This window comes from Leisingera sp. SS27 (genome assembly GCF_028368855.1).
GTDB lineage: Bacteria > Pseudomonadota > Alphaproteobacteria > Rhodobacterales > Rhodobacteraceae > Leisingera.
Genome location: NZ_JAQNCY010000014.1, coordinates 1 through 22,700, shown reverse-complemented (window position 1 = coordinate 22,700; position 22,700 = coordinate 1). Strand labels below are relative to the sequence as shown.

18 protein-coding genes are annotated in these 22,700 nt (G+C 66.8%); 10 read left to right on the top strand and 8 right to left on the bottom strand.

Annotation, left to right across the window (positions count from 1 at the left end):
* Positions 1–120 precede the first annotated feature (120 nt).
* Positions 121–402 (top strand): hypothetical protein, encoded by a 282-nt coding sequence (locus N6L27_RS20390; protein WP_271909271.1) that lies wholly within the window; start codon positions 121–123, stop codon positions 400–402.
* Between the two features lie 340 nt (positions 403–742).
* On the opposite strand, the gene N6L27_RS20385 is transcribed toward N6L27_RS20390, so the two are convergent.
* Both N6L27_RS20385 and xrtE read right to left on the bottom strand, forming a co-directional pair.
* Positions 743–1,234, bottom strand: coding sequence for a hypothetical protein (locus tag N6L27_RS20385; RefSeq protein WP_271909270.1), 492 nt, complete (start codon positions 1,232–1,234; stop codon positions 743–745).
* A 180-nt stretch (positions 1,235–1,414) separates the two neighbouring features.
* On the bottom strand, positions 1,415–3,043 hold the full coding sequence (xrtE, locus tag N6L27_RS20380; protein WP_271909269.1) for an exosortase E/protease, VPEID-CTERM system: 1,629 nt from the start codon (positions 3,041–3,043) through the stop codon (positions 1,415–1,417).
* A gap of 298 nt (positions 3,044–3,341) precedes the next feature.
* Between xrtE and N6L27_RS20375 the strand changes: the two genes are divergently transcribed.
* The 8 genes from N6L27_RS20375 to N6L27_RS20340 all read left to right on the top strand — a co-directional run bounded on the left by N6L27_RS20375 (position 3,342) and on the right by N6L27_RS20340 (position 13,756).
* Entirely contained in the window at positions 3,342–4,775 is a 1,434-nt protein-coding gene (locus N6L27_RS20375; RefSeq protein ID WP_271909268.1) for a mannose-1-phosphate guanylyltransferase/mannose-6-phosphate isomerase, read from the top strand.
* A gap of 4 nt (positions 4,776–4,779) precedes the next feature.
* Complete coding sequence (locus N6L27_RS20370; protein WP_271909267.1) at positions 4,780–5,946, top strand: nucleotide sugar dehydrogenase; 1,167 nt, start codon at positions 4,780–4,782, stop codon at positions 5,944–5,946.
* 130 nt (positions 5,947–6,076) lie between these two features.
* Entirely contained in the window at positions 6,077–7,201 is a 1,125-nt protein-coding gene (locus N6L27_RS20365; RefSeq protein ID WP_271909266.1) for a glycosyltransferase, read from the top strand.
* Positions 7,202–7,212: 11 nt separating this feature from the next.
* Entirely contained in the window at positions 7,213–8,475 is a 1,263-nt protein-coding gene (locus N6L27_RS20360) for a glycosyltransferase (RefSeq protein WP_271909265.1), read from the top strand.
* Positions 8,476–8,487: 12 nt separating this feature from the next.
* Positions 8,488–9,777: a lipopolysaccharide biosynthesis protein gene (locus tag N6L27_RS20355; protein ID WP_271909264.1), complete on the top strand. Its 1,290-nt coding sequence runs from the start codon at positions 8,488–8,490 to the stop codon at positions 9,775–9,777.
* Positions 9,777–11,090 carry a hypothetical protein gene (locus N6L27_RS20350; protein ID WP_271909263.1) on the top strand — a complete coding sequence of 438 codons (1,314 nt, stop codon included), beginning with the start codon at positions 9,777–9,779 and terminating at the stop codon, positions 11,088–11,090. The genes N6L27_RS20355 and N6L27_RS20350 overlap by 1 nt, the downstream gene beginning before the upstream one ends.
* On the top strand, positions 11,087–12,874 hold the full coding sequence (locus tag N6L27_RS20345; RefSeq protein ID WP_271909262.1) for a heparinase II/III family protein: 1,788 nt from the start codon (positions 11,087–11,089) through the stop codon (positions 12,872–12,874). The genes N6L27_RS20350 and N6L27_RS20345 overlap by 4 nt, the downstream gene beginning before the upstream one ends.
* Positions 12,875–12,892: 18 nt before the next feature.
* Positions 12,893–13,756: an aldo/keto reductase gene (locus N6L27_RS20340; RefSeq protein ID WP_271909261.1), complete on the top strand. Its 864-nt coding sequence runs from the start codon at positions 12,893–12,895 to the stop codon at positions 13,754–13,756.
* 16 nt (positions 13,757–13,772) lie between these two features.
* Here the strand turns inward: N6L27_RS20340 and N6L27_RS20335 are convergent, their stop codons facing one another.
* From N6L27_RS20335 to N6L27_RS20320, 4 genes are all read right to left on the bottom strand, one after another.
* Positions 13,773–15,062 (bottom strand): Gfo/Idh/MocA family protein, encoded by a 1,290-nt coding sequence (locus N6L27_RS20335; RefSeq protein WP_271909260.1) that lies wholly within the window; start codon positions 15,060–15,062, stop codon positions 13,773–13,775.
* A gap of 139 nt (positions 15,063–15,201) precedes the next feature.
* Complete coding sequence (locus tag N6L27_RS20330; protein ID WP_442915811.1) at positions 15,202–16,458, bottom strand: polysaccharide biosynthesis/export family protein; 1,257 nt, start codon at positions 16,456–16,458, stop codon at positions 15,202–15,204.
* Positions 16,459–16,606: 148 nt separating this feature from the next.
* The gene (locus N6L27_RS20325; protein WP_271909258.1) at positions 16,607–17,257 is read right to left on the bottom strand and encodes a YjbF family lipoprotein; all 651 of its coding nucleotides are present in this window, start codon (positions 17,255–17,257) and stop codon (positions 16,607–16,609) included.
* A complete protein-coding gene (locus tag N6L27_RS20320; protein ID WP_271909257.1) occupies positions 17,254–19,371 on the bottom strand; it encodes a YjbH domain-containing protein in 2,118 nt (705 codons plus the stop codon). The genes N6L27_RS20325 and N6L27_RS20320 overlap by 4 nt, the downstream gene beginning before the upstream one ends.
* 322 nt (positions 19,372–19,693) lie before the next feature.
* Between N6L27_RS20320 and N6L27_RS20315 the strand changes: the two genes are divergently transcribed.
* Positions 19,694–19,981: a hypothetical protein gene (locus N6L27_RS20315; protein ID WP_271909256.1), complete on the top strand. Its 288-nt coding sequence runs from the start codon at positions 19,694–19,696 to the stop codon at positions 19,979–19,981.
* Positions 19,982–20,140: 159 nt separating this feature from the next.
* On the opposite strand, the gene N6L27_RS20310 is transcribed toward N6L27_RS20315, so the two are convergent.
* Positions 20,141–22,264: a polysaccharide biosynthesis tyrosine autokinase gene (locus tag N6L27_RS20310; protein WP_271909255.1), complete on the bottom strand. Its 2,124-nt coding sequence runs from the start codon at positions 22,262–22,264 to the stop codon at positions 20,141–20,143.
* Positions 22,265–22,369: 105 nt separating this feature from the next.
* A partial coding sequence (locus N6L27_RS20305) for a sugar transferase (RefSeq protein WP_271909254.1) occupies positions 22,370–22,700 on the bottom strand: 331 nt, incomplete at its 5' end.

Below are 22,700 nucleotides of genomic sequence, written 5' to 3'. Positions count from 1 at the left end.
AAATCGGTCCTGCAAACCGGATTTCAACTGTTTTGCAGCTATTCCATGCGTTGAAATGAAAACCAGCCTCCCCTAAGGTCGCCTCAACGCGTCTTTCACAGTTCTCCAAAGGAGTTTGACATGAAGAATCTTCTGACTGCCCTGGCCCTGGCCGCCCTGGCCTCCGCCACAGCCGTTTCGGCTCAGCAAGTCGCCCCAGCACCCGCGCAGGGTGCTGGCGCAGGGACCGGTGCTGGCGCAGGTGCGGGGGCCGGGGCAGGCGCAGGTGCTGCTGGTGCCGGCGGCTTTGCCGTGGGCGGCCTGAGCGCTGCTGCCGTGGCCGGCATCGTGGCCGCTGCCGTTGTGGTCGGCGTGGTAGCCAATGACGACGACACCTCCGGCACCACCACCACCACCGAGTGATGCCCGGCCGCGCCCCTGTGGCGCAGGCAAGATTTCAGGAAAACGGGCCTGCGAGGGCCCGTTTTTTATATTCCTCTCTGCAGTCATGGAACTGCCGGATCCAGGCCCGGTCTGCGGCGCAATCCGATTTTAACATAACCTTCGTTATGAGAAGCTTCTTCTGCAGCCGCAAGGCAGTAATGCCACCCATCAGCAAAGCAGAAGTCTCCCTCTCCTCGCATAAGGCAGCGAGGACGAGCAGACATGGGTTGGGTGATGATGAGCGCGCCTGCTGGGGCTGACGCGCCGCCTGCTGTTCCGGCTGCTGAAACGGTGCCGCCGCGGGGGCAAGCCCGCCCGCTCAGGCGCTGCTGCAGGCAGGCACGCCCATGCGGATGATCTCGCTGCCCTTGATCTTGTGCACCCCGGAAATCCGGTTGCGCCCCTCCGCCATGAACCAGGACTGCAGCGGCGCCGGGTAATACTGCGCCATCACCCGGCTGAAATAGTCGAACTTCTCCTGGGTCAGGCGGCGGCCGCCGCGCGAGGGGCCGTGGAAGCCGAAGGTGGTGGCCGGGTCGACACAGGCGCCCGGCAGGCCCAGGAACATGGTGCAGGTGGAATAGCAGACCTTGCCGCGGATCTCGACCCGCACCCCGTGTTTCTGCAGGTTGCTGAGCTCGATCAGCCGGTCATGCAGATAGCCGCCGCGGTCGCTGCCCACCACATAGGTCTGCCGGGCCGCCGCCGCAGAGGGCTGCAGCAGCATCAGCGCCAGGCCGCAGGCGGCGGCCGCCCGGGCAGCCGGGCGAAAGGCGGAACGGGCGCGGGACAGAGGGGCAAAGGCCGGCATGGTCAGATCTCCAAGGCAAAAACGGGCGTTGGAGACTGGATAGACACCCCCTGCGGGCGGGTCGGGGTGCGGATGTGGCAAAAGTTAGTACATTATCAACACTTTAGCCTGCATGTTAGGCAAATTTTAAGGAACCTTAACAGACCCCCTGCCGCGGCGGCGCAGCCCGGGCAACCCCGGTCAGATCAGCCCGAAATCCCCGGCAGCAAGGGCCGCGGCGGCAATCAGCCCATTGGCCAGCATATGCGCCTGAACCGCTCCGCCAGGGCGGCGGGTCCGCAGATACAGCAGCCCGAACGCCAGCCCCGCCAGGGCACCGGCCAGCCAGCGGTCATGCAGCGCGGCAAACAGCAGGCTGCTCACCGCCAGCCCCGCCAGGGCCCGCCAGGGCGCCGCGCCGGGGCCGCCCGCGATGCGCTCCAGCACATAGGCGCGGAAGAACAGCTCTTCGATCACCGGCACCAGGAGCACCGTGCCCAGCAGGCGGCAGAGGATCCAGACCGGATCCGGCGTCCCGGCAGCAGAGGCGGCGGCCTCCGGGGCGGTCCAGAGCCACAGCGCCGCCACCGCGCATCCGGTGAGCCAGTCAGCCGGGCCCGCCCGCCAGCGGAACGTCTTCAGCGCAGGCCAGAACAGCCCCAGCCCCAGCACCATGAACGCCACCCGCAGCGGGTAGCCATCGGAAGAGGGCTGCCAGAACAGCGGGGTGAGCGTGCCGCTGATCATGAACAGGATGAAGGGCACGAGGCGGGCAAACAGAGGGTCCGCCCTCAGCCCGCCCTCTGCCCCCTGGCCTGCCCCCCGGCCTGATCCGGCCGCGGCCGGCAGCGCGGGCTGCTCCTGGAACAATTCCGTATTGTGGGCGATGGCCAGGACCGCAAAGGCCAGCAGGGAGAACATCAGCCAGCCCGCATAGGAGTGAAAGCCCCCCACCGCCAGGTCCGGAGAAACCCTGGCGCCAAGCCAGATCAGGGCGGCAATCCGCAAGACGTTCAGAATCCAGCTCAGGCCGACGGCCAGCGGCAGCAGGATCAACCAGAACGGCAGCATGCGCAGCGTCCGGCGCGTCAGCAGCGCATATATCCCCATGAACACCGCCATCAGAGCCATGCCTTCGACCCCGGAGCAGGCCTCGGCAATGCGGACAAAAAACCCCTGGAAGCCAAGGACGCGTTCGCTGGGAAGACTGTAAAGCTCACTGCCGGACAGAGAGAACACCAGGCTCACGGCCTGGAAGGTCGCCCGTGTCAGCACCCGGTTGTCGCCCCAGAGCCAGCTGACGGCCTCGGCCACCAGCGGCAGCAGAAAGACACCGATGGCCGCCAGCGGCAGGAAAGCACCATTGCTGAAGAACCACCGCGCCCAGCCGCGCAGCGGCAGCAGCCAGAGGGCAGCACCAGAGAACGCCAGCGCCGCTCCGGCCAGAAACAGCGGCGCCGCCAGGCTGAACTGCGCCTCCAGCTCTGCCAGCGTCAGCCAGCCGAAAGGAGCCAGCCCCAGCCCCAGCCCCAGCAGATGCAGCAGCGCCGGGCCCGGGCGGCGGGCGGGCGCATCCGCCGCCAGCTCCAGGTAACTGTGCCACAGACGGGGGCGGCACAGCGTCATCCCGGCCACCGCCAGACTCACCAGCAGCACGCTCAATGGCAGCGTGCGCAGGGCCCTGCACAGCTCAAAGGCCGCCACATTGCTGCAATTGAACTGCTCTGTCTCATAGGTCAGCAGCCGCAAGGCCACGGCCTCGGCCAGCGCAACCAGCACAAAGGCCAGCAGCCGCAAGGGCACAGGTTTCACAAATTCAGCCTGTCTCATTGCCATCCTCTGGAATTGGATTTCGAGCCCCGCAAGCCCCTGCCCTTGTCTCAGCCGTTGTCAGAGATGCTCCTTTTTCCAGCAAAGCGCCCTCATGCTCAAGGGGTCAGCCAAGCTCCGGCCGTTTGCAGCAGCCCCCTTGCAAACATACCCCGGCGCCATTGGCCCTGAACAGCAGCTGCCCCGGCCGTGTGACCCCCCGTTGAAATTTTGGGCGCAAAAACCCCCTTACACTTGTCACAAGGCAAGGCATTCACTAGGACCCTTTCCTGACAGCACTTTGATCGAGTATTTAATCATGTTGATTACCCCCGTCCTCCTGTGCGGAGGCTCCGGCACACGCTTGTGGCCCTTGTCGCGCAAGAGCTACCCCAAGCAGTTTGTCCCGATCATGGGCGAAGAGACCCTGTTTCAGGCCTCGGCGCGCCGCCTGTCCGGTGAAGCCGGCAGTTTCCGCTTTGCCGCCCCCGTGGTTCTGACCAATTCAGATTTCCGGTTCATCGTGACGGAACAGCTGCAGGCAGCCGGCATCGACCCCGGCGCCATCCTGATTGAACCGGACGGGCGCAACACCGGGCCCGCGGTGCTGGCGGCCGCCCTGCGCGCCCATGCCGAAGCGGAAGATGCGGTGCTTCTGGTGGCCCCGTCGGATCACGTGGTGCCGGACACCGCGGCGTTCCACGCGGCGGTGGCCCGCGGCCTTGAGGCGGTGGCCCAGGGCCAGCTGGTGACCTTCGGGATCACCCCCAGCCATGCGGAAACCGCCTATGGCTATCTCGAGCTTGCCGCCGCGCCGGACAGCGGCGGCGCGCCGGTGCCGCTCAAGCAGTTTGTGGAAAAACCCGATGCGGCCCGCGCCGCCGAAATGCTGGCGGCGGGCAATTTCAAGTGGAACGCAGGCATCTTCCTGTTCCGCGCCGCCGACATCATCGCCGCTTTTGCGGCCCATGCGCCGGCATTGATGGAGCCGGTGCAGGCCGCGCTGGAGGAGGCCAGGCCGGACCTCGGCTTCCTGCGCCTTGCACCAGAGCCCTGGGGCCGGGCCGAAGACATTTCCATCGACTATGCGGTGATGGAAAAGGCGGCAAACCTCTCGGTGGTGCCCTTTGATGCGGCCTGGTCCGACTTGGGCGGCTGGGATGCGGTCTGGCGCGAAAGCGGGCCGGATGCAGACGGCGTTGTCACCAGCGGCGGCGCCACGGCAATCGGCTGCCGGGACACGCTCCTGCGCTCCGACAGCGAGCAGCTGGAGGTGGTCGGCATCGGGCTCGAGGGCATCATGGCGGTGGCGATGAATGACGCGGTGCTGGTCGCCGACAAGTCCCGCGCCCAGGATGTGAAGAAGGCGGTTGCCGCGCTCAAGGAGAAGGGCGCGGCCCAGGCCACCCAGTTTCCCAAGGACCACCGCCCCTGGGGCTGGTTCGAAAGCCTGGCGGTGGGCGACCGCTTCCAGGTCAAGCGGATCCTGGTGCACCCCGGCGCCGCGCTGTCGCTGCAGAGCCATGTGCACCGCTCAGAGCACTGGATCGTCGTCGAGGGCACCGCGAAGGTGACGGTGGACGGCGAGGTGAAACTCGTGACCGAAAACGAAAGCGTCTACGTCCCGCTGGGCTCCGTTCACCGGATGGAGAACCCCGGCAAGGTGCCGATGGTGCTGATCGAAGTTCAGACCGGCGCCTATGTCGGCGAGGACGACATCGTGCGCTACGAAGACGTTTATGCCCGGGGGTGACACCATGAAGATTGCAGTCGCGGGCCTGGGCTATGTCGGCCTGTCCAACGCGGTTCTGCTGGCGCAGCACAACGAGGTTGTGGGCGTGGATGTCTCGGCGGAACGGGTGCAGATGGTCAACAGCCGCCAGTGCCCGATCGCCGACGCCGGGCTGGAAGAGTTCCTGGCCAGCCGCCCGCTGACGCTTTCGGCGACAACAGATGCCGCTGCCGCCTATGCGGGCGCGGATTTCGTGATCGTGGCGACACCCACGAATTATGACCCCAGGAACAACTATTTCGACACCGCCAGTGTCGAAGCGGTGATCGAACAGGTGATCGCGGTCAATCCCAAGGCCACCATCGTCATCAAGTCGACAATCCCGGTTGGATATGTCCAGGTGCTGCGCCAGCAGCTGGGCACCGATCAGGTGATCTTTTCCCCGGAATTCCTGCGGGAAGGCCAGGCCCTTTACGACAATCTGCACCCCAGCCGCATCATCGTCGGCGAAGACTCCGCACGGGCGCGGGCCTTTGCGGACCTGCTGCTGCAGGGCGCCGAGAAGAAGGATGCCGAGATCCTCTTCACCGGCCCGAGCGAGGCCGAAGCCATCAAGCTGTTTGCCAATACCTACCTGGCAATGCGCGTGGCCTTCTTCAACGAGCTGGACAGCTATGCCATGGCCGGCGGCATGGACAGCCGCCAGATCATCGATGGGGTGAGCCTCGACCCGCGCATCGGCGGCCATTACAACAACCCGTCTTTCGGCTATGGCGGTTACTGCCTGCCCAAGGACACCAAGCAGCTCCTGGCCAATTACAACCATGTGCCGCAGAACCTGATCCGCGCCATTGTCGATGCCAACCGCACCCGCAAGGACTTCCTGGCGGATCAGATCCTGATGAAGGGGCCGCGGGTGGTCGGGGTCTACCGCCTGGTGATGAAAGCCGGGTCGGACAATTTCCGGCAAAGCTCGATTCAGGGCATCATGAAGCGGCTCAAGGCCAAGGGCATCGAGGTCATCGTGTATGAGCCGGTGCTGGAAGACGGGGATTTCTTCCGCTCCCGGGTGATCCGGGATCTGCAGGCCTTCAAGGCGGAGGCCGACCTGATTATTGCCAACCGGCTGACCCCGGAAATTGAAGATGTCAGCGCGAAGGTTTTCACCCGCGACCTGTTTGGAGAGAGCTGAGACAGCTGATGCCTGCAGGCCAGGCCGGAGCAGCAGGTGTCTGACTGCGGCCCCGGCAGGGCATGGAACATACGGGCCGTTTCTGCGGTCCTGCCGCCTTCCCGTGAAGGCCTGACGGAGTTTTTGTGCAATGTATTACATTCTGAGCCTGCTCATAGGCCTTTGCGCCCTGCTGGTCATCTACCCCTATTTGATCTACCCGCTGCTGCTGAGGCTGCTGCCGGCGCGGGCGGTGGCGCGGGATCCGGCGCACAGCTGCAGCGCCACGCTGGTCTTTTGCGCCTACAACGAAGGCGGGGTGATGGCCGAGAAGCTGAAGAACATCGAAACGCTGAAGGCGCGCCACCCGGATCTGGAAGTGCTGGCCTTCGATGACGGCTCCTCTGACAGCACCTATGAGCAGCTGGCGGCGCGGCCGGACCTGCTGACCGTGGTGCAGGGCGGCGGCCGCAACGGCAAGGCGCATGGCATGAAGCGGCTGGCGGCGCGGGCCAGGGGCGAGATCATGATCTTCACCGATGCCAATGTGCTGCTGGATGAAACCGCGGTCAGCAATCTTTTCGCCTGGTATGCGGACCCGCAGGTCGGCGGCGTCTGCGGCACGCTGAAATACCTGGGCGCCGGGGAATCCGCCACCGCTTCGGTGGGCGGGCTGTACTGGCGCCTCGAGGAAAAGCTGAAATCGCAGGAATCGCACACCGGCAATGTCATGGGGGCGGATGGCTCCATCTTCTCGCTGCGCCGGGCGCTCTACCCGGAGTTCCCGGATACGGTTCTGGATGATCTGACGGTGTCGATGGCGGCGGTGTTTGCAGGAAAGCGGCTGATCAAGGCCGATGATGTCATCGCCTATGAGCGGCTGGTGGCCTCGCGCGGGGAGGAGTTCTCGCGCAAGGTGCGGATCGCCGCACGGGCCTATCACACCCATATGCACCTGCGCCCGCAGCTGGCGGGCATGGCGCCGGCGGACAAGTTCAAATACCTGTCGCGCAAGGTGATCCGCTGGTTCGGCGGCCTGTTCCTGATCCTGGGCGCGGGGCTGACGGTGCTGACCGCGGCGCTGATCTCACCGCTGCTGGGCCTGGCGGCGCTGGCGCTGCTGCTGGCGGCCTGCCTGCTGGGGCCGCGGATCAAGAGCGGCCCGGCCGGCGCCATTGCCGAGATCGTCCTGGCCCTGCTGGCGACTCTCCTCGGGGTGCTGCGGGCGCTGCGCGGCCAGACGGTTGTCACCTGGTCACCGGCCAAAACACGATGAGCGGGGCTGCCATGACACAAGCCATGACACAAGCCGTGACACAGGGCATGGAACAGGCCGCCGGGGCGCCGGCCCAGGACCGGCCGCGGGTGCTTTACCTGACCAAGGTCTATCCCTATCCGCCCGCCACTGCGGGGGATGCGGTCTATTCACGCGGGATCATCGAGGCGGTGTCGCAGACCTGCGAAGTGACGGTGCTCTGTGCCAGCAGCGGTGCGGAACGCCGCGATCCCGCAGGCATTGACTGGCATGTCACCGGCCCGCAGCGGCGCGGCCGGGCCGGGTCGGTGCTGTCCGCGCTGCCGCTGATCGCCTGGAAAGGGGCCACCGCGGATTTCACCGCCCGGCTGAAGCAGCTGCTGCAGCAGAACTGGGATGCGATCGTGCTGGACAATCTGGGCCTGGCCCATGCGCTGCCCGCGGCGCTGGACTACCGTGCCCGCAATCCGGGCACCAAACTGGTCTATATCTCCCATGAATACGAGCTGCCGACCCGCAGTGCCAAATACGGCAGCTATGACCTGAGCCTGCCCAAACGGATCATGGCCACCCGCGACCTGGCCAAGGTGCAGCGCGCCGAAGAGGCGCTGCTGCGGCACTGCGACATCGTGACGGTAATCAACACCGCGGATCTGGTGCCCTTCCGCAAGATCGGCGGCGGCCGCAAATACCTGGACCTCAGCCCCGGCTACAACGGCCCGGTCGTGGCCAGCCGCAGGATCACCAAGGAGACGCCGCGCCGGATCCTGCTGCTGGGCGGGCGGCGCTCGGAGCAGAAGCGGCAGATCCTGCTGGACTGGATGGCGGCTGCCTACGGCCGGCTGTGCGCGGCGGGGATCGAAATGGTGATTGCCGGCGACATGGAGGAGAGCCTGCGCGAAAGGCTGCGCCGGGACTATCCCAAGGCACAGACGCTGGGGTTCGTCGAAGATCTGGAGGCGCTGATTGCCTCCGGCCGCATGGGGGTCATTGCCGACACCGTGGGCGGCGGCTTCAAAATGCGGCTGCTGTCGCATGTGTTCGAGCGGCTGCCCATGGTTGGCCTTGATGGCGCAATCAGCGGCCTGCCGACGCCAGAGGGACGCGGCTATCTTGCCAGCCCGGGGCTGGAGGCGCTGGTGGATCTGGTCTGCAAAATCATTGATGATGCGGATCTGCTGAACGGGCTGCATAATGCGGCCTTTGACGATTGCATTGCCGCCTATTCCTGGCAGACCCGCGCCGAGGCTTTCGCCCGGGCGCTGGGGCCGGACGCCGGCAGTGTTCTGGTCTGAGGAGGCGCCGCAATGAATGTCAGGTCTTCGGCAGGACGGCTGCTGGCGCAGGCGCGCTCGCCCAAGGCGCGCTCTGCCGCCTGGGCGCTGCTGGGGCTGGCCGGGCCGACATTCCTGCAGCTGGTCTACATGGTTGTTGCCGCCCGCGTTCTGGGCGCGGATCTGACCGGGAATTTCTTCCTCATCGTCTCGGTGGCGCTGATTGCGTCTTCCTTTACCGGATTGGGCGGCGGCGGCCTGGTGCTGCGCGACACCGCCCGCGATGCCGCCAGCGGCCCGCTGGCCTTCGGCCGCGCCCTGGCGGTGTCGCTGGCGACCTTTCCGCTGCTGCTGCCGCTGATGGCGGTGGCGGCCTGGCTGGTCACCAAGGGGCAGCTGCCGCTGTGGGTCATCCTGCTGATCGGGGCTTCGGATCTCTTTGCCGCCCGGGTTCTGACCACCAGCTGGTCGCTGTTCATCGCCCGCGAGGAGCAGATCCGGGCCTCGCTGCTGATCTGCGCGCTGCCGCTGGCGCGGCTTGCAGCGGTGCTGCTGACCGGGCTCTGGCCCGAGCCGCTGCGGCTGCTGGCCTTCTCGGCGATGTATTTCGCGGCCAGTTATCTGGTTCTGGCGGGCGCCCTGATCTATGTGCGGGCCCGGGTGGGCAAGCCGGTGCTGCGCCTGCGCGGCTTCGACGGCAAAAGCGGTGTCAGCTTTTCCCTGACCTGGCTGAACGGGGCGCTGCAGACCGAAAGCGACAAGATCATCCTCGGCCTGTTTTCGACGCCTGCGATGGTGGCGGTCTACGGGGTGGCCTCGCGGCTGATGGACGGGGCGGCAATGCCGCCGCGGGCCCTGCGGGTGACCTTCCAGTCCCGGCTGTTCCGGGAAGGCGCCCAGGGCCATGGCAAGACCTATGATCTGAGCCTGAAACTGGTGCCGGCCGTTGTGGTTTACGGCTTTATCGCCTGGGCCGGATTTGCAGTGCTGGCGCCGCTGATCACCCGGGTCTTCGGGCCCGAATTCGAGCTTCTTTCCCGCATCCTGCCGGTTCTTGGCGCCCTGCCGCTGGTGCGGGCGGTGGCGGATTACGGCGCCGAGATCTTCATGGCGTCCGACCGCCCCTTCGTGCAGGCCATGACCCAGACCCTGGCCACATCGCTGCGGATCGGGCTGGGGCTGTTCCTGATCGGCGGCTTTGGCGTGCAAGGCGCCATTGCCACGGCGATTGCCGTCAATGCCATCTCGGCCTCGATCCTCTGGGGGCTGGCCTGGAAGATGAACCGGGCCGCCGCGGCGGCGGCCCCGGGGAACGGCGGATGATGAGCAGCGCTCCCGCCTCTCCGCGGCCGGCGGCCGGGCGGCTGCGTGTCAGCAGCGTGGTCATGGCGCTGTTCGTGATTTACCTGACCGGTGCGCATCTGCGCCTGTCGGTCTATTCGGGCGGCAGCCTGCTGCTGCCGATGTATCCGATGCTGCTGAGCGCGGCGGCGCTGGCCCTGCTGTTCATCAATCCGCTTCTGAACCGGGCCGGGGCCAGTTTTGCGCTGTTTGCCTTCTGCATGCTGCTGCTGCCGCTGCTGAGCACGGCCCCGCAAAGCGGCCTGTCGCTGGGGGTGGCTCAGTTCCTGGTGTCGGTGATCTCCGCCCTGGCGGTGATCCAGGCCCTCAGCACCCTGGATCCGCGGCGGCTGCGGCGCATGATGATCATCTTCTGGAGCGTCCTGGTCGCTCTGGCCCTGATCGAGAACATGGGGCTGAAGCCGGTGTTCGACCAGATCCGCGAGACGCTTTATTCCGGCAGCGGCCGCTTTGTCTATTTTGCCGAGGCGCGGGACGTGGCGCTTTACGGCCGTGTCAGGGCCACGGTCTTTGCCAGTGAGCCGTCCTTTCTCGCCGACAGCCTGTCGGGGCTCATGCTGATGATCTTCTTCCTGGACCCGCGGCGCGGCAGCCTCGCCTCCTGGGCGCGCCTGGGGGCCATGGTCGCGGTCTGCTTTGCGCTGTCGCCCAGTTTCAAGATGGTCTTCTACCTGGCCGCGGCCGGGGTCTGGCAGTTCTGGCCGCAGCGGCTGGCCGGAATTCTGGTACTGGTCTTTGCAGTGGTGATCCTGGGGGCGCTGACCGCTGTTTTCTTTGCGCCGCTGGCCGCCCTCTTCATGGAAGCCGCTGGCGGGCATCTCGAAAGCGGCAGCTTCTACGGGCGGATTGCGGTGGCCCCGGAAGTGGGCTTTGGCGCGCTGCGGGATTATCCGCTGTTCGGCTACGGGATCGGCAATGATGAAGGCGTCTACCCGGTGGTGGCCCAGGTCTGGCAGGACAGCGGCGCGTTCTTCCTGTTCCCATGGTATCAGGGGCTTCCGGCAACCGACCTGATGTCGAACGGCTTCTGGTGGCAGTGGATCTTCCTGGGGCTGCTCGGGGTGCCGCTGTTTGCGGTGCTGGTGATGCGGCTGCTGCGGCTGCTGGGGGTCAGGCTGCCGTTCCGCACCCTGCTGTGCTGCTGGATCGTGTGGTATGCGGGCTTTGCCTTTGTCGACCCGCACAGCTGGTATGTGGTGGTGGTTTTCTCAATCGGAGCGATGACGTTCAAACCCGGCAGCAGCCGGACCGCCGCGGGGGAAATGGCAGCATGAGCAAGCTGCGCAAGATGACGGTCCTGCTGCGCGCGGCGAGCCGGCTGTCGCCGCGGATGGCGGCCTATATGCTGCGCAGGCTGCTGCGCAACCGGCTGGCCCCGCGGTTCCCGCAGGCCTACCGGAACCGGATCGGGCGGATTGCCCGGGGCCTGCCGCTGCCTGTCCCGCCTGCCGGCGTCACGCCGGGGCTGGCGGAGGTGGCGGAATTCTACTGTGCCGAGTACCGCGGGATGGTGGCCGGGGTGCCCCGCGGCAAGATGCGGTTCCACGGGCGCACGGTGGATTTCGGCGCGCCGCAGCAGGTCGACTGGAACCACCGGGTTGCCGAAGAAGGCGACCACCAGATGTGGCGGGTCAAACTGGCGCATATGGGATTTCTCTGCCCGATGCTGCTGGAAGGCGGCGCCGAACAGGGCGCGGCGGCCCGGATCCTGGCCGAAGGCGCGCTGGCAGGCACCGACATGGCCGCCCCGGGGGCGTTCAGCGGCTATTGGTTCCCCTATGCGGCCTCGCACCGGCTGCTGGCCGTTGGCGCCGCCCTGCTGGCAGGCGGCAGCCGGGTGCCGCCGGAGACCGCCGCCGCCCTGTCCAGGCTGCTGCAGCTGAATGCGGCCTTTGTGCTCGACAATATCGAGCACGAGCTGTGCAACAACCATGTGGAGCGCAATCTGGCCGGGCTTTGCCTGTATTTCAGCCATGTCCCCGAGGTTCCGGCCGCGGTGGCCGCGCGGCTGGAACGGGACATCGCCCGGCTGCTGCGGGCCACCATTCTGGAGGATGGCACCCAGATCGAACGCTCCCCCATGTACCAGGGGCTGAGCCTTGTCTCGCTGGCGGTCATGGCCGAGGCGCCGTTCCTGACGGCAGGCCTGCGCCGGGCGCTGGCAGACCGGCTGAGCGCGGCCCGCACCGCCTTTGCCGCCCTGTGCCACCCGGACGGCAAGGTTGCCCTGTTCAACGACTGCTGGCATGGCGAAGTGCCGGTCTGGACCGGCGCACCCGCGCCGGACGGCCGCATCCTGCTGCCCGGGGGCGGCTACGGGCGGCTGGCACAGGGCGATGATCTCTGCGTGATGGATGCAGGCCCCCTGGGGCCGCGCTGGAACCCGGGCCACGGGCATGCGGATTTCCTCTCGCTCGAGATCAGCCTGGGCGGCCAGCGCCTGCTGGTCGATCCCGGCACCTCGCGCTACAACACCGGCCCGGAACGGGCTTATGAACGCAGCGCAGCAGCCCACAACGGCCCCGCCTGGAGCGGATATGAACCCGCCGATTTCCTGGGCTGCTTCAAGGTCGGCCGCACCGCTGCGGCCAGACTGGTGCCCGGCTCCCGTCTGCCTGAAGACGCCATGGCGGGGCTGTTCCGCAGCCGCCCCGGCCAGGTGGCACGGGCGGTCCGGATCTTTGCAGGCCGGGGGTTCCTGATAGCGGACCGCTGGTCGGGATCCGCGCCCGGCAGCCAGGTGGCCTGGCGGCTGCCCGGCGAGTGGCAGCCTTTGGCCTCAGAGGAAGGCTGGCTGTTCCGCCATGGGGAAAGCGGCCGGACGGCCTGTATCATGGCGCTGACCCCGGTTGCGCCGGCAAAGCTGGAGGCGGGGCATTGGGCGCATCACTACGGCGGCCGGGACCCGGCCCATGTGCTGCGCCTGAGACCGCAGCCGCAGGAGCGCACCGGCCAGCAGCTGCTCACCTGGGTTGGCCATGAGGCGCCGGAAGAACATATTGCCGCGGCAGGGGAAACCCTGATGCGGCACCTGGCCGGACTGATGAAATCCGCTTGAGAAAACGGAGGCGATGCAATGCCATTTGAAACCGCAGAAACACGGCTTTTGCCGCCGGGCGCGCTGCCGCTCGGCCTCGGCTGCAGCCGCCTGGGCTCGGTCAACGGTGCCTCAGGGCCGGAGGCCGCGGCGCTGATCCAGGCCGCGCTGGAGGAGGGGATCCGGTTTTTCGACACCTCCAGCATCTACGGCCAGGGCGACAGCGAACGGCTGATCGGCCAGGTTCTGGGCAACCGTGACGACTGCATCGTCTGCTCCAAGGCGGGCAAGTACCTGACCTGGAAGCGGCGCCTGCTGCTGCCGGTCAAGGGGCTGCTGCGCGGGGCGGCCCGCCGCTCGGACCGGGCCCGCAGCGGCGTGGCGGCGGCGCGGTCCAAACCGATGCCGGTGCGCTGGGACAAGGGGTTCCTGCACCAAAGCATCGACAGCAGCCTGCGCCGCCTGGGGCGGGAGCGGATCGAGATGTTCATGCTGCACAGCCCGGCGGCGGAGGTGCTGCTGGACGGAGGCGCGATGGACGCATTGGCACAGGCGCAGAAGGCGGGCAAGCTGGGGCTGATCGGGGTGTCGCCCGATGACGCCGCCAGCGCCGCGGCGGCGCTGAAGGATCCCCGGGTGCAGGCGCTGCAGATCCCGATGCTGCCAGGGGACAGCACATTTGACGGCGTGGCCGCTGCGGCGGCCGCGGCCGGGGTGCATGTGATTGCCCGCGAAATCCTGGGCGGGGCGCAGGCGGTTTCCGGCGCTGCCGGCCCCGGTGCCCATGTGCGGGAGCGGATCGCCGGGCTGATCCGCCAGCCCGGGGTCACCCTGCCGCTGGTCGGCACCACCAAGCTTCAGAACCTGGCCGCCTGCGCCGCCGCCGCCCGCAGCGCGGTCTGACCGCCGGAGGCCGGGATCAGCGGGAGAGCAGCTTCTCCAGCAGCCCGGGCCGGGCGGCATCTGCATAGTTGCGGCCGCCGCTGTCGGTGCCCGGGAGCGGCCCGAGGGGCTCAAAGCTGGTGGCCGGCCTGACCGCGATGCCCGCGCTGCCCGCGCCCTGGGTCAGCAGGGTCAGCTCATTGATATGCATGATGAAATCCGGCGTCAGGAACTGCGGGCGGCCATCCCGGATCTCCTGTGCCATTTCGGCGATGCCGCTGAACTTGTCCTGGGCATAAACCTCGCGGCGGCGCAGCCATTCCACCAGCCGCTGCTTGAGCGAGGAGTTCATCTGCTGGTCCTTTTCGACCGCCGGGGTCTTCCAGTTGCGCACCAGCGGGATCTTGCGGCCGCCGATGCCGAACAGGCGGCCCAGGCCGGGGCGCGCGCGCAGGGTCTGGAACTTGCGCGCACTCAGACTGCCCTTGCTGTAACGCTCCAGGAACACCGGCGAGCGGTAATGGCGGTAGCTGTCGCCGGTGATCTCGCCCGCATGGCCGATCACCCGCATGCGGTGGTCGCGCGGCGCCACCACGCTGCAGGTGATCCGCGCCGCGGCGCCATTGGCAAACTGCAGATTGGCCACCGAGTAGTCCGGGGTGCCTGACCGGCCGGGCAGGCCTTCGGTCTTGTTCTCGATCAGCTCGCTGGAAAAGGCGGTGACCGACACCGCAGGCCCCAGCAGGCCGCAGATCCAGACCAGGTGATAGCCGAGATGCTCATAGGTGCAGCCCTCGAGGATTTCCTCGGTCAGGGGCCACGGGGCGCCGGTGGGGCTTTTGACCTTTTCGAACTCCATCAGGTGGATCGGGTTGTCGTCCAGCTCGGCATAGACCAGCAGCGGCTTGCCGATGGCGCCGTCCTCGACCGCCTTGTACATGGTGCGCACGGTATCGCTGAAGATATTGCAGGGGGCGGCGCCCAGGCGGACACCCTTTGCGCCGGCCAGGGCAAACAGCCTGCGGGATTCCTCCACGCTCTTGGTCAGCGGCTTTTCCGAATAGACGTGCTTGCCTGCCTCCAGCGCCTGTTTGCTGACCTCGAAATGCGCCGCGATCGGGGTCAGGTTGACGACGATATCAACCTCGGGATCGGCCAGCAGCTGCTCATAGGAGCTGTAGGCATGAAACCCGTAATGCGCCTGAACACGCCGCATGCGCTCCGGATTGATGTCAAAGACGCCCTTGATGGTAATCTCGTCATGGGCGCGGACCGTGCGCATGTAGATGTCAAAGACAAACCCGCAGCCTGCAAAGGCGATATTCATTGGAAACAATCCTCGGAATTTAACAAAGATGCCGGGGCAGCAGGCCCCGCCGGGCAGTTCGGTTCAAATGCGGCTGTCCGCGGGGCAGGCGTGCAGGCAGGGGCGGCACCCTGGCTCAGGCCCGGTGCCGCCCCGCCGGTCAATCCGCCAGCGCGTTCACCGGCGCGGTGATCAGCGACGGTGTGATCTGGTCGATGGTGCGGCCCCAGCGGGTCACCGGGTTTTCCGCCACGAACACGATGTCATCGGGGCGCAGCTCGAAGCGGGCGGCCAGCGGCAGATGCGCGGCGTTGCGCACATCCAGGTGCCAGGCCGTGACCGCGCCGAATTCGCGGATATCCTGTGAGGCGCGCAGCACATAGACTTCCGATGCGTCGCCGGTCTCCTTGGCAATGCCGCCGCCGGTGTCGAACAGCGCATCCGCCAGCGTTGCCTTGCGCCCGAACGGCAGCGTGTAGCGGCCCTGGGTGCGGACTTCGCCGCTGAGATAGACGTAATCCCGCTCCACCGCGTCCAGCTCCACCGCCTGGCTGAAATTCTCCCGCCGCTCATCAAGGTCGGCGCGGCGCAGGTTGAGCGCGGCCGTCAGCTCTTCAACGGCGGCGCGGCGGCCGCTGATGGTGGTCTGCTGCAGCTGGATCTGCTGGGCAAAGTAACGCTCGGCGCGGCCAAGGTCGTAATCGGTATCCACAAACACCGAGTCATCCGCCAGAAGGTTGAGGCGCTGCAGCGCGGAGCGGGCATAGAGATCCTCCAGCGGGATCTGGTACATGGTGCCGCCGCGGTAGATCCGGACCGAGCTGGTGTCGATATCCGCCACCGAGACCGATCCCGCGGCCGCCAGCGCCTCGCCCAGGGTGAGCGGCGTCAGGGTGATCGGGTAGACGCCGGGCGTGCCGACCGCACCGCCGACCGACACCCGGCGGGAATTAAACTCCGACACCTCCAGGCTGAAGGTCGGGTCGATCTGGCTTTCCACCAGCCGCTGGAACAGCAGCGCCTCGGCCTCATCCACGGTGAGCCCCTCGATGCGCACCCGGCCCACGTCCGGGATATTGATCGCGCCGTCATCCTGCACGGTATAGCCGTTGCGGCTGTTCTGTGCTGCCAGCAGGCCCGACAGTTCGGCAACCGTGTTCTGGGTCGAGGGGGTGGACAGCGTCACCACATCGCCGGTGCCGATGGTGTAGGGGCCGGGGTCGACGCTGGGCGGCGGGTCCAGCCGCAGCCCCTGGCGGCTGCCGCCCTGGGAGGACGGCGCGTCAGGCAGGGCGCCCAGCCCGCGCGGGCTGGCACCGGCGCCGGAGCCCGCCGAGAGGCCGAAAACGGCCGGCAGGGTCTTCGGCTGATAGGCGGCACGGTTGGCGACCATCACGGTCTCCGGCGTCATTGCCACCACCCGGACCTTGCCGGCATCCGACACGCCGGCCTTGACGGCCGGGCTGCGGTAGATGGTTGAGCAGCCGGACACCAGCCCGGCCAGGGCCAGGGCGCTGAGGGCAAGGGAAATGCGGCGCACGATGCGTCCTCCAATCAACTTACATTCAATTCTCATCCGGCACCCTTTTCATGAAGAGGTTGCCCAGGAAGCTGCCGGTCCACTGCGAAGACTGCAGCACTGCCCCCTGCCGTATCCAATAGGTATTTGTGAAGCTTTCCGCCAGCCCGTGGCAGCGCTCCTCCAGCTTCTGCACCGGCACCGGCTCCCCGCGCAGAAAGATGGTGTCCGCCGCCGGATGCGTGACTTCACACCGGTAGGCATGCAGCTCGATCTGATCGTTGCCGTTGAGAAAGCTGTGAAACCGCTCTGCCGTGCCTGGCTGCACTGCCAGCACCAGATCCGCGCTCTGGCGCACATCCGACCCCGCCAGGCCGGAGCCGAAGCCCTTGGCGGAGGTGAGGAACCCCTGTTCCAGCGTGATGGTGGCGCCATCGGCGGTGAGCCAGGTCTGCACGCCCCTGCGTTCGGTTTCCAGGAGCATGACACCGCTCAGCCCGCGGGTCGGGAACCCCACCTCCAGCCGCGGCGGGATCGGCCGGACAGAGGCCAGCGCCGAAGCGCGCGGGTGGAACCGGGGCGCATCGGGCTGCAGCGCGCCGCGCAGCAGGTCGAGATCGTCTTTTGCCTCGCCGCAGGACAGCAGCAGCAGGGCGGACAGCAGCAGGGCGGACAGCACGGGCCACAGGCGTTTCATCGCATAAACCTCCCCCAGCCCTTGACCAGCTGCTGGGCGCGGGCCTCGCGGGTCACGCCATACAGCCGGTTGCGCACATTGAGCCGGGCGCCGCCATCGCGCAGCACCGGGCGGATCACCTGGGCCAGCCGGTCGCGCGACGGGCGGCCGGTCAGCCAGGAGACCGGGATCTCCAGCCGGATCCCCTTGTCAAAGGAGCCTTCGCCGAAGTCATCGAAGCTCACCGTGGTCAGGGTGAAGAAGGCGCCGACCTTGAAACCATTGGCAAATTCCCGGTCCAGCGTGAGCGTGGCGCCGTAATCGCCGGCCAGGTAACGGCCTGCGTCCACCTGGGCGTGGTAGCCGCCGGGCAGATCGTAATAGGCGGAGACATGGCCGGTGGCGGTGGCATAGTCCTGGAAGCCGAACAGCACATCGAAATCGCGCTGGCGCACATAGTTCAGCTCAGCCCCCAGGGCCAGGCGGCTGTTCGCCGGGAACCACAGGATCTCCCCCGACAGCCCGCCATACATGCTTTCCAGATAGCCCAGCGTGGTGCGGGCATAGAGGTTTTCACCGGGCCGCCAGATATATTCCGCGGTCAGATGCTCGATGCGCAGATCGGACTGCTGCGCATAAAGGCCCCAGTCAGAGCGCACCCGCTGGATCACCGAGTTGGACTGGCGCTGGCTGTCATCCAGGTTGCCGGCCGCGGGCTGGCGCAGCCCGGCGGACAGGGTCAGCCCCGGCGACAGCGTGTAATCCAGCCCCAGCTGGGCGCCGATCTCATAGCGGAAGGGCGCGTCGGGGTCAAAGAACGACGCCTGCAGATAGGGGCCGAAACGGTAGCGGAAATGCGGATAGGCCGCCCCGGTGAAGCCGCCCTTGGCCAGGGAGATGCTGTCGGAGACCTCGGCGCGGGCAAAGCTGCGCCAGGCGCCGTCCGGGTCATGCTCCAGCTCATAAAGATCATTGCGGGCAATCCGCACGGAGCTGAGCGGCACCCCGTTTGCCATCAGCGCAATGTCAAAGCCCTGCACCTGCGCCGGCTGGGTGTTGGCCAGCACCCGGGCGGTGCGGCCGATGGCCTGGGCGGCCTGGCCGTAACGGCCGTTTTCCACCCCGATGCGCAGCCTGTCCCCGTCGGTCTCGAGATAGATCAGCCGCAGCCCCTCCTGCTGCAGCTTTTGCGCCAGCACCTGCTGGCGGCGGGCCGGGGCGGCGGGATCGTCCGGCAGGTTCCAGCTGGCCAGCGCCACGCGGTCAACCGGCAGCAGCGGCGGCGGCGCCGCCCCCTGCCCGCCCGGCGCCACGCTCTGGCGCGGGTCGATGAAATAGCTGTAGTTGAGCCCGAGAGTGGTGCCGTACATGTAGGACGCGGTCAGCTGCGTGCCGTTTTTGAACCGGTACTGGAGGCCGAAATTGAACGGGCTTGCGGCCTCGAACCCGATCCGGCCGCGTTCCTGGGAGTAGAGGTCCGGCGAATATTCCGCGAGCAGGGTCAGCCGGTCGTTCCAGGCCCAGCTGGCGCCGCCGAACAAAGCGGCCTCGCCCCGGAACCAATTGCCGAAATCAAGCTGGCCGGTTTCAGAAATGCCTCCGGCATTCGAGGCGGCCCGGGTCTTGAACCGGTCCGACAGCACCCCCAGCGGGTTGGAAAAACTGCCCCGCCCCGCGATCCGGCCCCAGCCGATGCCGCCGGAGAGTTTCAGCCGCTCCCGGAAGGTCTTGGTGGCCACCAGGTATTCCGAGGCGTAAACCCCGGTGCCGCCGAAGTCGCGCAGGCCCAGGACCAGGGCCGGCGCGCTGCGGCTTTCCTCGCGCAGCAGGAAGTGGAGATCGAAGCTGCGGTCGAAGCGGTCGCCGATCTGGCCGTCGAATCCCTCGATCACCGCATAGCGGAAACTGCCATGCATCCAGGGCAGCATCTGGAAGGTCATGGTGGCCCGCAGGGTCCGGTCCAGCACGCCGCTGGTAAAGGCCAGGGTGCCATCGGGGTACATTTCGGCCGACGGCGTTTCGATCAGCCCCGGTGTGCCGTAGGTCGAGGTGGTCTGCGCCGTCACGGCTGCGGGGGCCGCCAGCACCAGCGCTGCCAGCAGCAAATGCCGCCCCTGGAGTATCCGTTGTCTCATAACACTTTTAAAATCACTTGCCCCGGCCTTCCCTTATCCGTTTTGCGGCAGGCTGTCCCGCGGACAGGCGAAAAGGCCCGAAATGTCTCTTTCCTGTGGCGAATCTGCCTGTCTCATTTCCTGTTTGAGATGGCAGCGCAACCCTTGCCTGGACGAAAACGCCCCTGCCGCGGCGGTGACCGCTCCCGGCCGCGGCGCGGCCCCGGGAACGCGGCGGAAAGTGCTGTTTTTTGGCACAGGGCGGCAACTTTGCAGCAGTGCAGCATTCTCAGGAGCCGCAGGGCATGATAGTTTGGCCGCGAATAGTTTCAGGAGATTGATGATGATCCGGATTACCCTCTTGGCACTGGCCCTTTCTGCTACCAGCGTTACCGCTCAGACGGCCAGCCAGGACGACTGTGAAGAAAACCAGGCCAATGATGACGACGCCTGCATCGGCGCCGTGGTTGACGCCGGAGAAGCCGCCGCCGCTGCGGAAGCGGAAGGCGTCACCGGCTTTGTGCCGCTGATTGCCCCTGCCCTGGGCGCAGCAGCTGCGGCCGCCGGCCTGGCTGCCGCGGCGGGCGGCGGCGCAACCCCCTCCACCACAAGCACCGTCAGCACCAACTGACGGCGGCAGCTGCGGCCGTCAGACGGGTCTGAAAAAGACCGGCCTGACAAACGGGCCTGAAAAAAACGGGCCTGAAAAAGACGGCGCGCCCGGGGCCGGGCGCGCCGCTCTTCTTTGCACGCCCCGTTTGCGCGCAGGACCTGCTACGCGCAGGCCGGTTCAGCTGGCGTAATATTTCGAGCCGTAATCACCGTAGCTGTGACCGTACTGCTTCATCCTGCGGGTGTTGATCTGGCCCAGGATCATCCCGGTCAGGCGCTGGTTGTCGGTGTGGAACAGCCGCAGGGTTTCCTCCACATCCTGCGCCGCGGTGTCATCCCATTTCACCGCCAGCAGCACCGCGTCCGCATTGCGCGCAATCAGCCGGGCATCAGACACGATCAGCACCGGCGGCGTATCAATCAGGATCACGTCATAGCGCTGCCGCATCTCCTCCAGGAAGGCGCGGAACCGCTCCGAAGCGAAGAGATCCGCCGCATTGGCCGAGGTCTTTTCCCCCGCCAGGATGTCGCAGCCCAAGAGCGGATCCTGGAAGATCGCCGCTTCGGCCGGAGACTCGCCCGCCAGCACCGAGACGATGCCCTGCGGCGGCACATTGCTGAGCTGGGCCGTCATCGTCCGGCGCCGGATGTCGCCCTCGACCAGCAGCACCTTCTTGCCGATGCCCACAAAGTTCTGCGCCAGCGCCAGCGCGTTGGTGGTCTTGCCTTCGCCGGGCAGCGAGGAGGTCATCACCACCACCTGCGGCGGCTGGTCGACATTGGACAGCATCAGCGAGGTGCGCAGGTTGCGCACCGCCTCCGCCGTGGCAGAAGACGGTTTCTCAGCCAGGTATTCCAGGACCTTGCGCCGCCCGCTCGCCGGGAACACCGGGATCTGCCCCAGCACGCTGTAGCCGGTCTTGCGCTCCAGCTCCCGGGCCGACCGGTAGCCGCTGCGCCGGGCCTCCAGCAGCAGCACGATACCGGAGCCGAGCAGCAATCCGAGGACCCCGCTCAGGACAAGGATCATGGACTTGCGCGGGGACGACGGGTTCAGCGGGATCACCGCCTGTGACAGCATCCGGCTGTCCGCTTTCTGGATGCCCTCCTGGGCAGAGGTCTCCTTCAGGCGGAGCAGGAAATACTCATACAAAAGCCGCACCGCTTCCGACTCGCGGTTGAGCTGCTGCAGGGTGATCAGGTCTTCGCTCTGCCGGGCAATCTGGCTGCTCAGCTCGGCTTCCGACTGGACCAGGGTCTTCACCTGCTGGGCGCTGCGGCGGGCTTCGACCGCGGCCCGGGCCAGCACCCGCTGAAACGCCGTATCAAAGGCGGTGCCGTCCTGCTGCGCCAGCAGCCGCTGCAGCTGCCGGTCCTGGCTGATCTCCGCCTGCGCCTCCCGGGTGGCGGCATCGCGCAGCCCGGCATAGCGCGCCTGGGCGGTTTCCGCCGCGGTTCCGGCCATCAGGATGCGCTCGCGCAGGTCCTTCAGCTGCACCTCCTGCGCCTGCAGCGCCTCCGGCGATACCAGCGCCGTTGCAGCGTTGAATTCATTGACCTTGGCCTCGGCGGCCTCCAGCTGCTCCTGCAGCTCCGCCACCCGGGTGGTCAGCCAGGTTGTCGCCTGTTCGGTGGCGTCGAATTTCACCTCGATCTGGTTGAGCGTGTAGAGCTCCACGATGGTGTCGGCGATCATCGCGGATTTCAGCGGCGACTCGGTTTCGACCACGACATGGTACACCAGGCTCAGCGGCACGTTTTGCACCACCACCTTTTCCAGCAGCGCCGAAATCACATCGTCACGGGTCAGCTTCCGGGCCAGATCCTCCGGAATATCCGGGGCTTCCGCCGGCCCGCCCAGAACTGCCGCCACCTGCATCTTAAGCCTCCCGGCCAGGGGGACAGGCTGAAGCGCGGCGTTGAATTCCGGATCAGAGACCAGGTCGAGCTTGTCGACAACCTTGCCCATCAGCCCCCGGGAACGCAGCACTTCAAGCTCCGAGTTGACCTCGGTCACATCGCCGGACAGGCCGCTGACCACGCTTTGCAGGTCAACCACGCTTTGCTGCTGTGTTTCCAGCATTACCACGGCGCCCGAGGTATACAGCGGCACCGCAGCGACAAAGGCGTAGAAGCCGCCCAGAAACACCGCCGCGGCGGCAGAAGCAAAAATGGTCCATTTGCCGCGCCACAGGGTCGCAAGCAGGTGCCCGAGATCAATGACATCGTCTTCCGGAGCCTCTCCCGGCGCCAGGCGCCGCACTGGAAAGGAAGAAGTTTCATTCAAAGGCGATTGTTTCATGAATACCCGCATACCATAATGACCGGAGCGTGCCGCACAGGCGCGTCAGCCCCCGCATACACGCGGCGGCTGCAAGAAGAAAGCCCGCGCAGGGGGCGCGGCGGTTCAGCGGCCTGTGGCGCCGAGCACAGCGAGGCCGGTTCTGGCGATGATTTTGAGATCGGCCGGGAAGCTGCGGCGGCTGAGATAGGCCACGTCCAGCGCCACCCGTTCGCCGTAGCTGATATCATTGCGCCCCGAGACCTGCCACAGCCCGGTGATGCCGGGCTTCTGGGCCAGATAGGCGGCGGCGCTGCTGCCGTATTTGGGCAGCTCCTTGGTGACGATGGGGCGCGGGCCGACAAAGCTCATCTCCCCCTTCAGCACATTCCAGATCTGCGGCAGTTCATCCAGGCTGGTCTTGCGCAGGACATGGCCCAGGCGGCTGATGCGCGGA

Coding starts and splice junctions, on each gene's coding strand:
- N6L27_RS20390 (WP_271909271.1), top strand. CDS start 121: ATGAAGAATCTTCTGACTGCCCTGGCCCTGGCCGCCCTGGCCTCCGCC.
- N6L27_RS20385 (WP_271909270.1), bottom strand. CDS start 1,234: ATGCCGGCCTTTGCCCCTCTGTCCCGCGCCCGTTCCGCCTTTCGCCCG.
- xrtE (WP_271909269.1), bottom strand. CDS start 3,043: ATGAGACAGGCTGAATTTGTGAAACCTGTGCCCTTGCGGCTGCTGGCC.
- N6L27_RS20375 (WP_271909268.1), top strand. CDS start 3,342: ATGTTGATTACCCCCGTCCTCCTGTGCGGAGGCTCCGGCACACGCTTG.
- N6L27_RS20370 (WP_271909267.1), top strand. CDS start 4,780: ATGAAGATTGCAGTCGCGGGCCTGGGCTATGTCGGCCTGTCCAACGCG.
- N6L27_RS20365 (WP_271909266.1), top strand. CDS start 6,077: ATGTATTACATTCTGAGCCTGCTCATAGGCCTTTGCGCCCTGCTGGTC.
- N6L27_RS20360 (WP_271909265.1), top strand. CDS start 7,213: ATGACACAAGCCATGACACAAGCCGTGACACAGGGCATGGAACAGGCC.
- N6L27_RS20355 (WP_271909264.1), top strand. CDS start 8,488: ATGAATGTCAGGTCTTCGGCAGGACGGCTGCTGGCGCAGGCGCGCTCG.
- N6L27_RS20350 (WP_271909263.1), top strand. CDS start 9,777: ATGAGCAGCGCTCCCGCCTCTCCGCGGCCGGCGGCCGGGCGGCTGCGT.
- N6L27_RS20345 (WP_271909262.1), top strand. CDS start 11,087: ATGAGCAAGCTGCGCAAGATGACGGTCCTGCTGCGCGCGGCGAGCCGG.
- N6L27_RS20340 (WP_271909261.1), top strand. CDS start 12,893: ATGCCATTTGAAACCGCAGAAACACGGCTTTTGCCGCCGGGCGCGCTG.
- N6L27_RS20335 (WP_271909260.1), bottom strand. CDS start 15,062: ATGAATATCGCCTTTGCAGGCTGCGGGTTTGTCTTTGACATCTACATG.
- N6L27_RS20325 (WP_271909258.1), bottom strand. CDS start 17,257: ATGAAACGCCTGTGGCCCGTGCTGTCCGCCCTGCTGCTGTCCGCCCTG.
- N6L27_RS20320 (WP_271909257.1), bottom strand. CDS start 19,371: ATGAGACAACGGATACTCCAGGGGCGGCATTTGCTGCTGGCAGCGCTG.
- N6L27_RS20315 (WP_271909256.1), top strand. CDS start 19,694: ATGATCCGGATTACCCTCTTGGCACTGGCCCTTTCTGCTACCAGCGTT.
- N6L27_RS20310 (WP_271909255.1), bottom strand. CDS start 22,264: ATGAAACAATCGCCTTTGAATGAAACTTCTTCCTTTCCAGTGCGGCGC.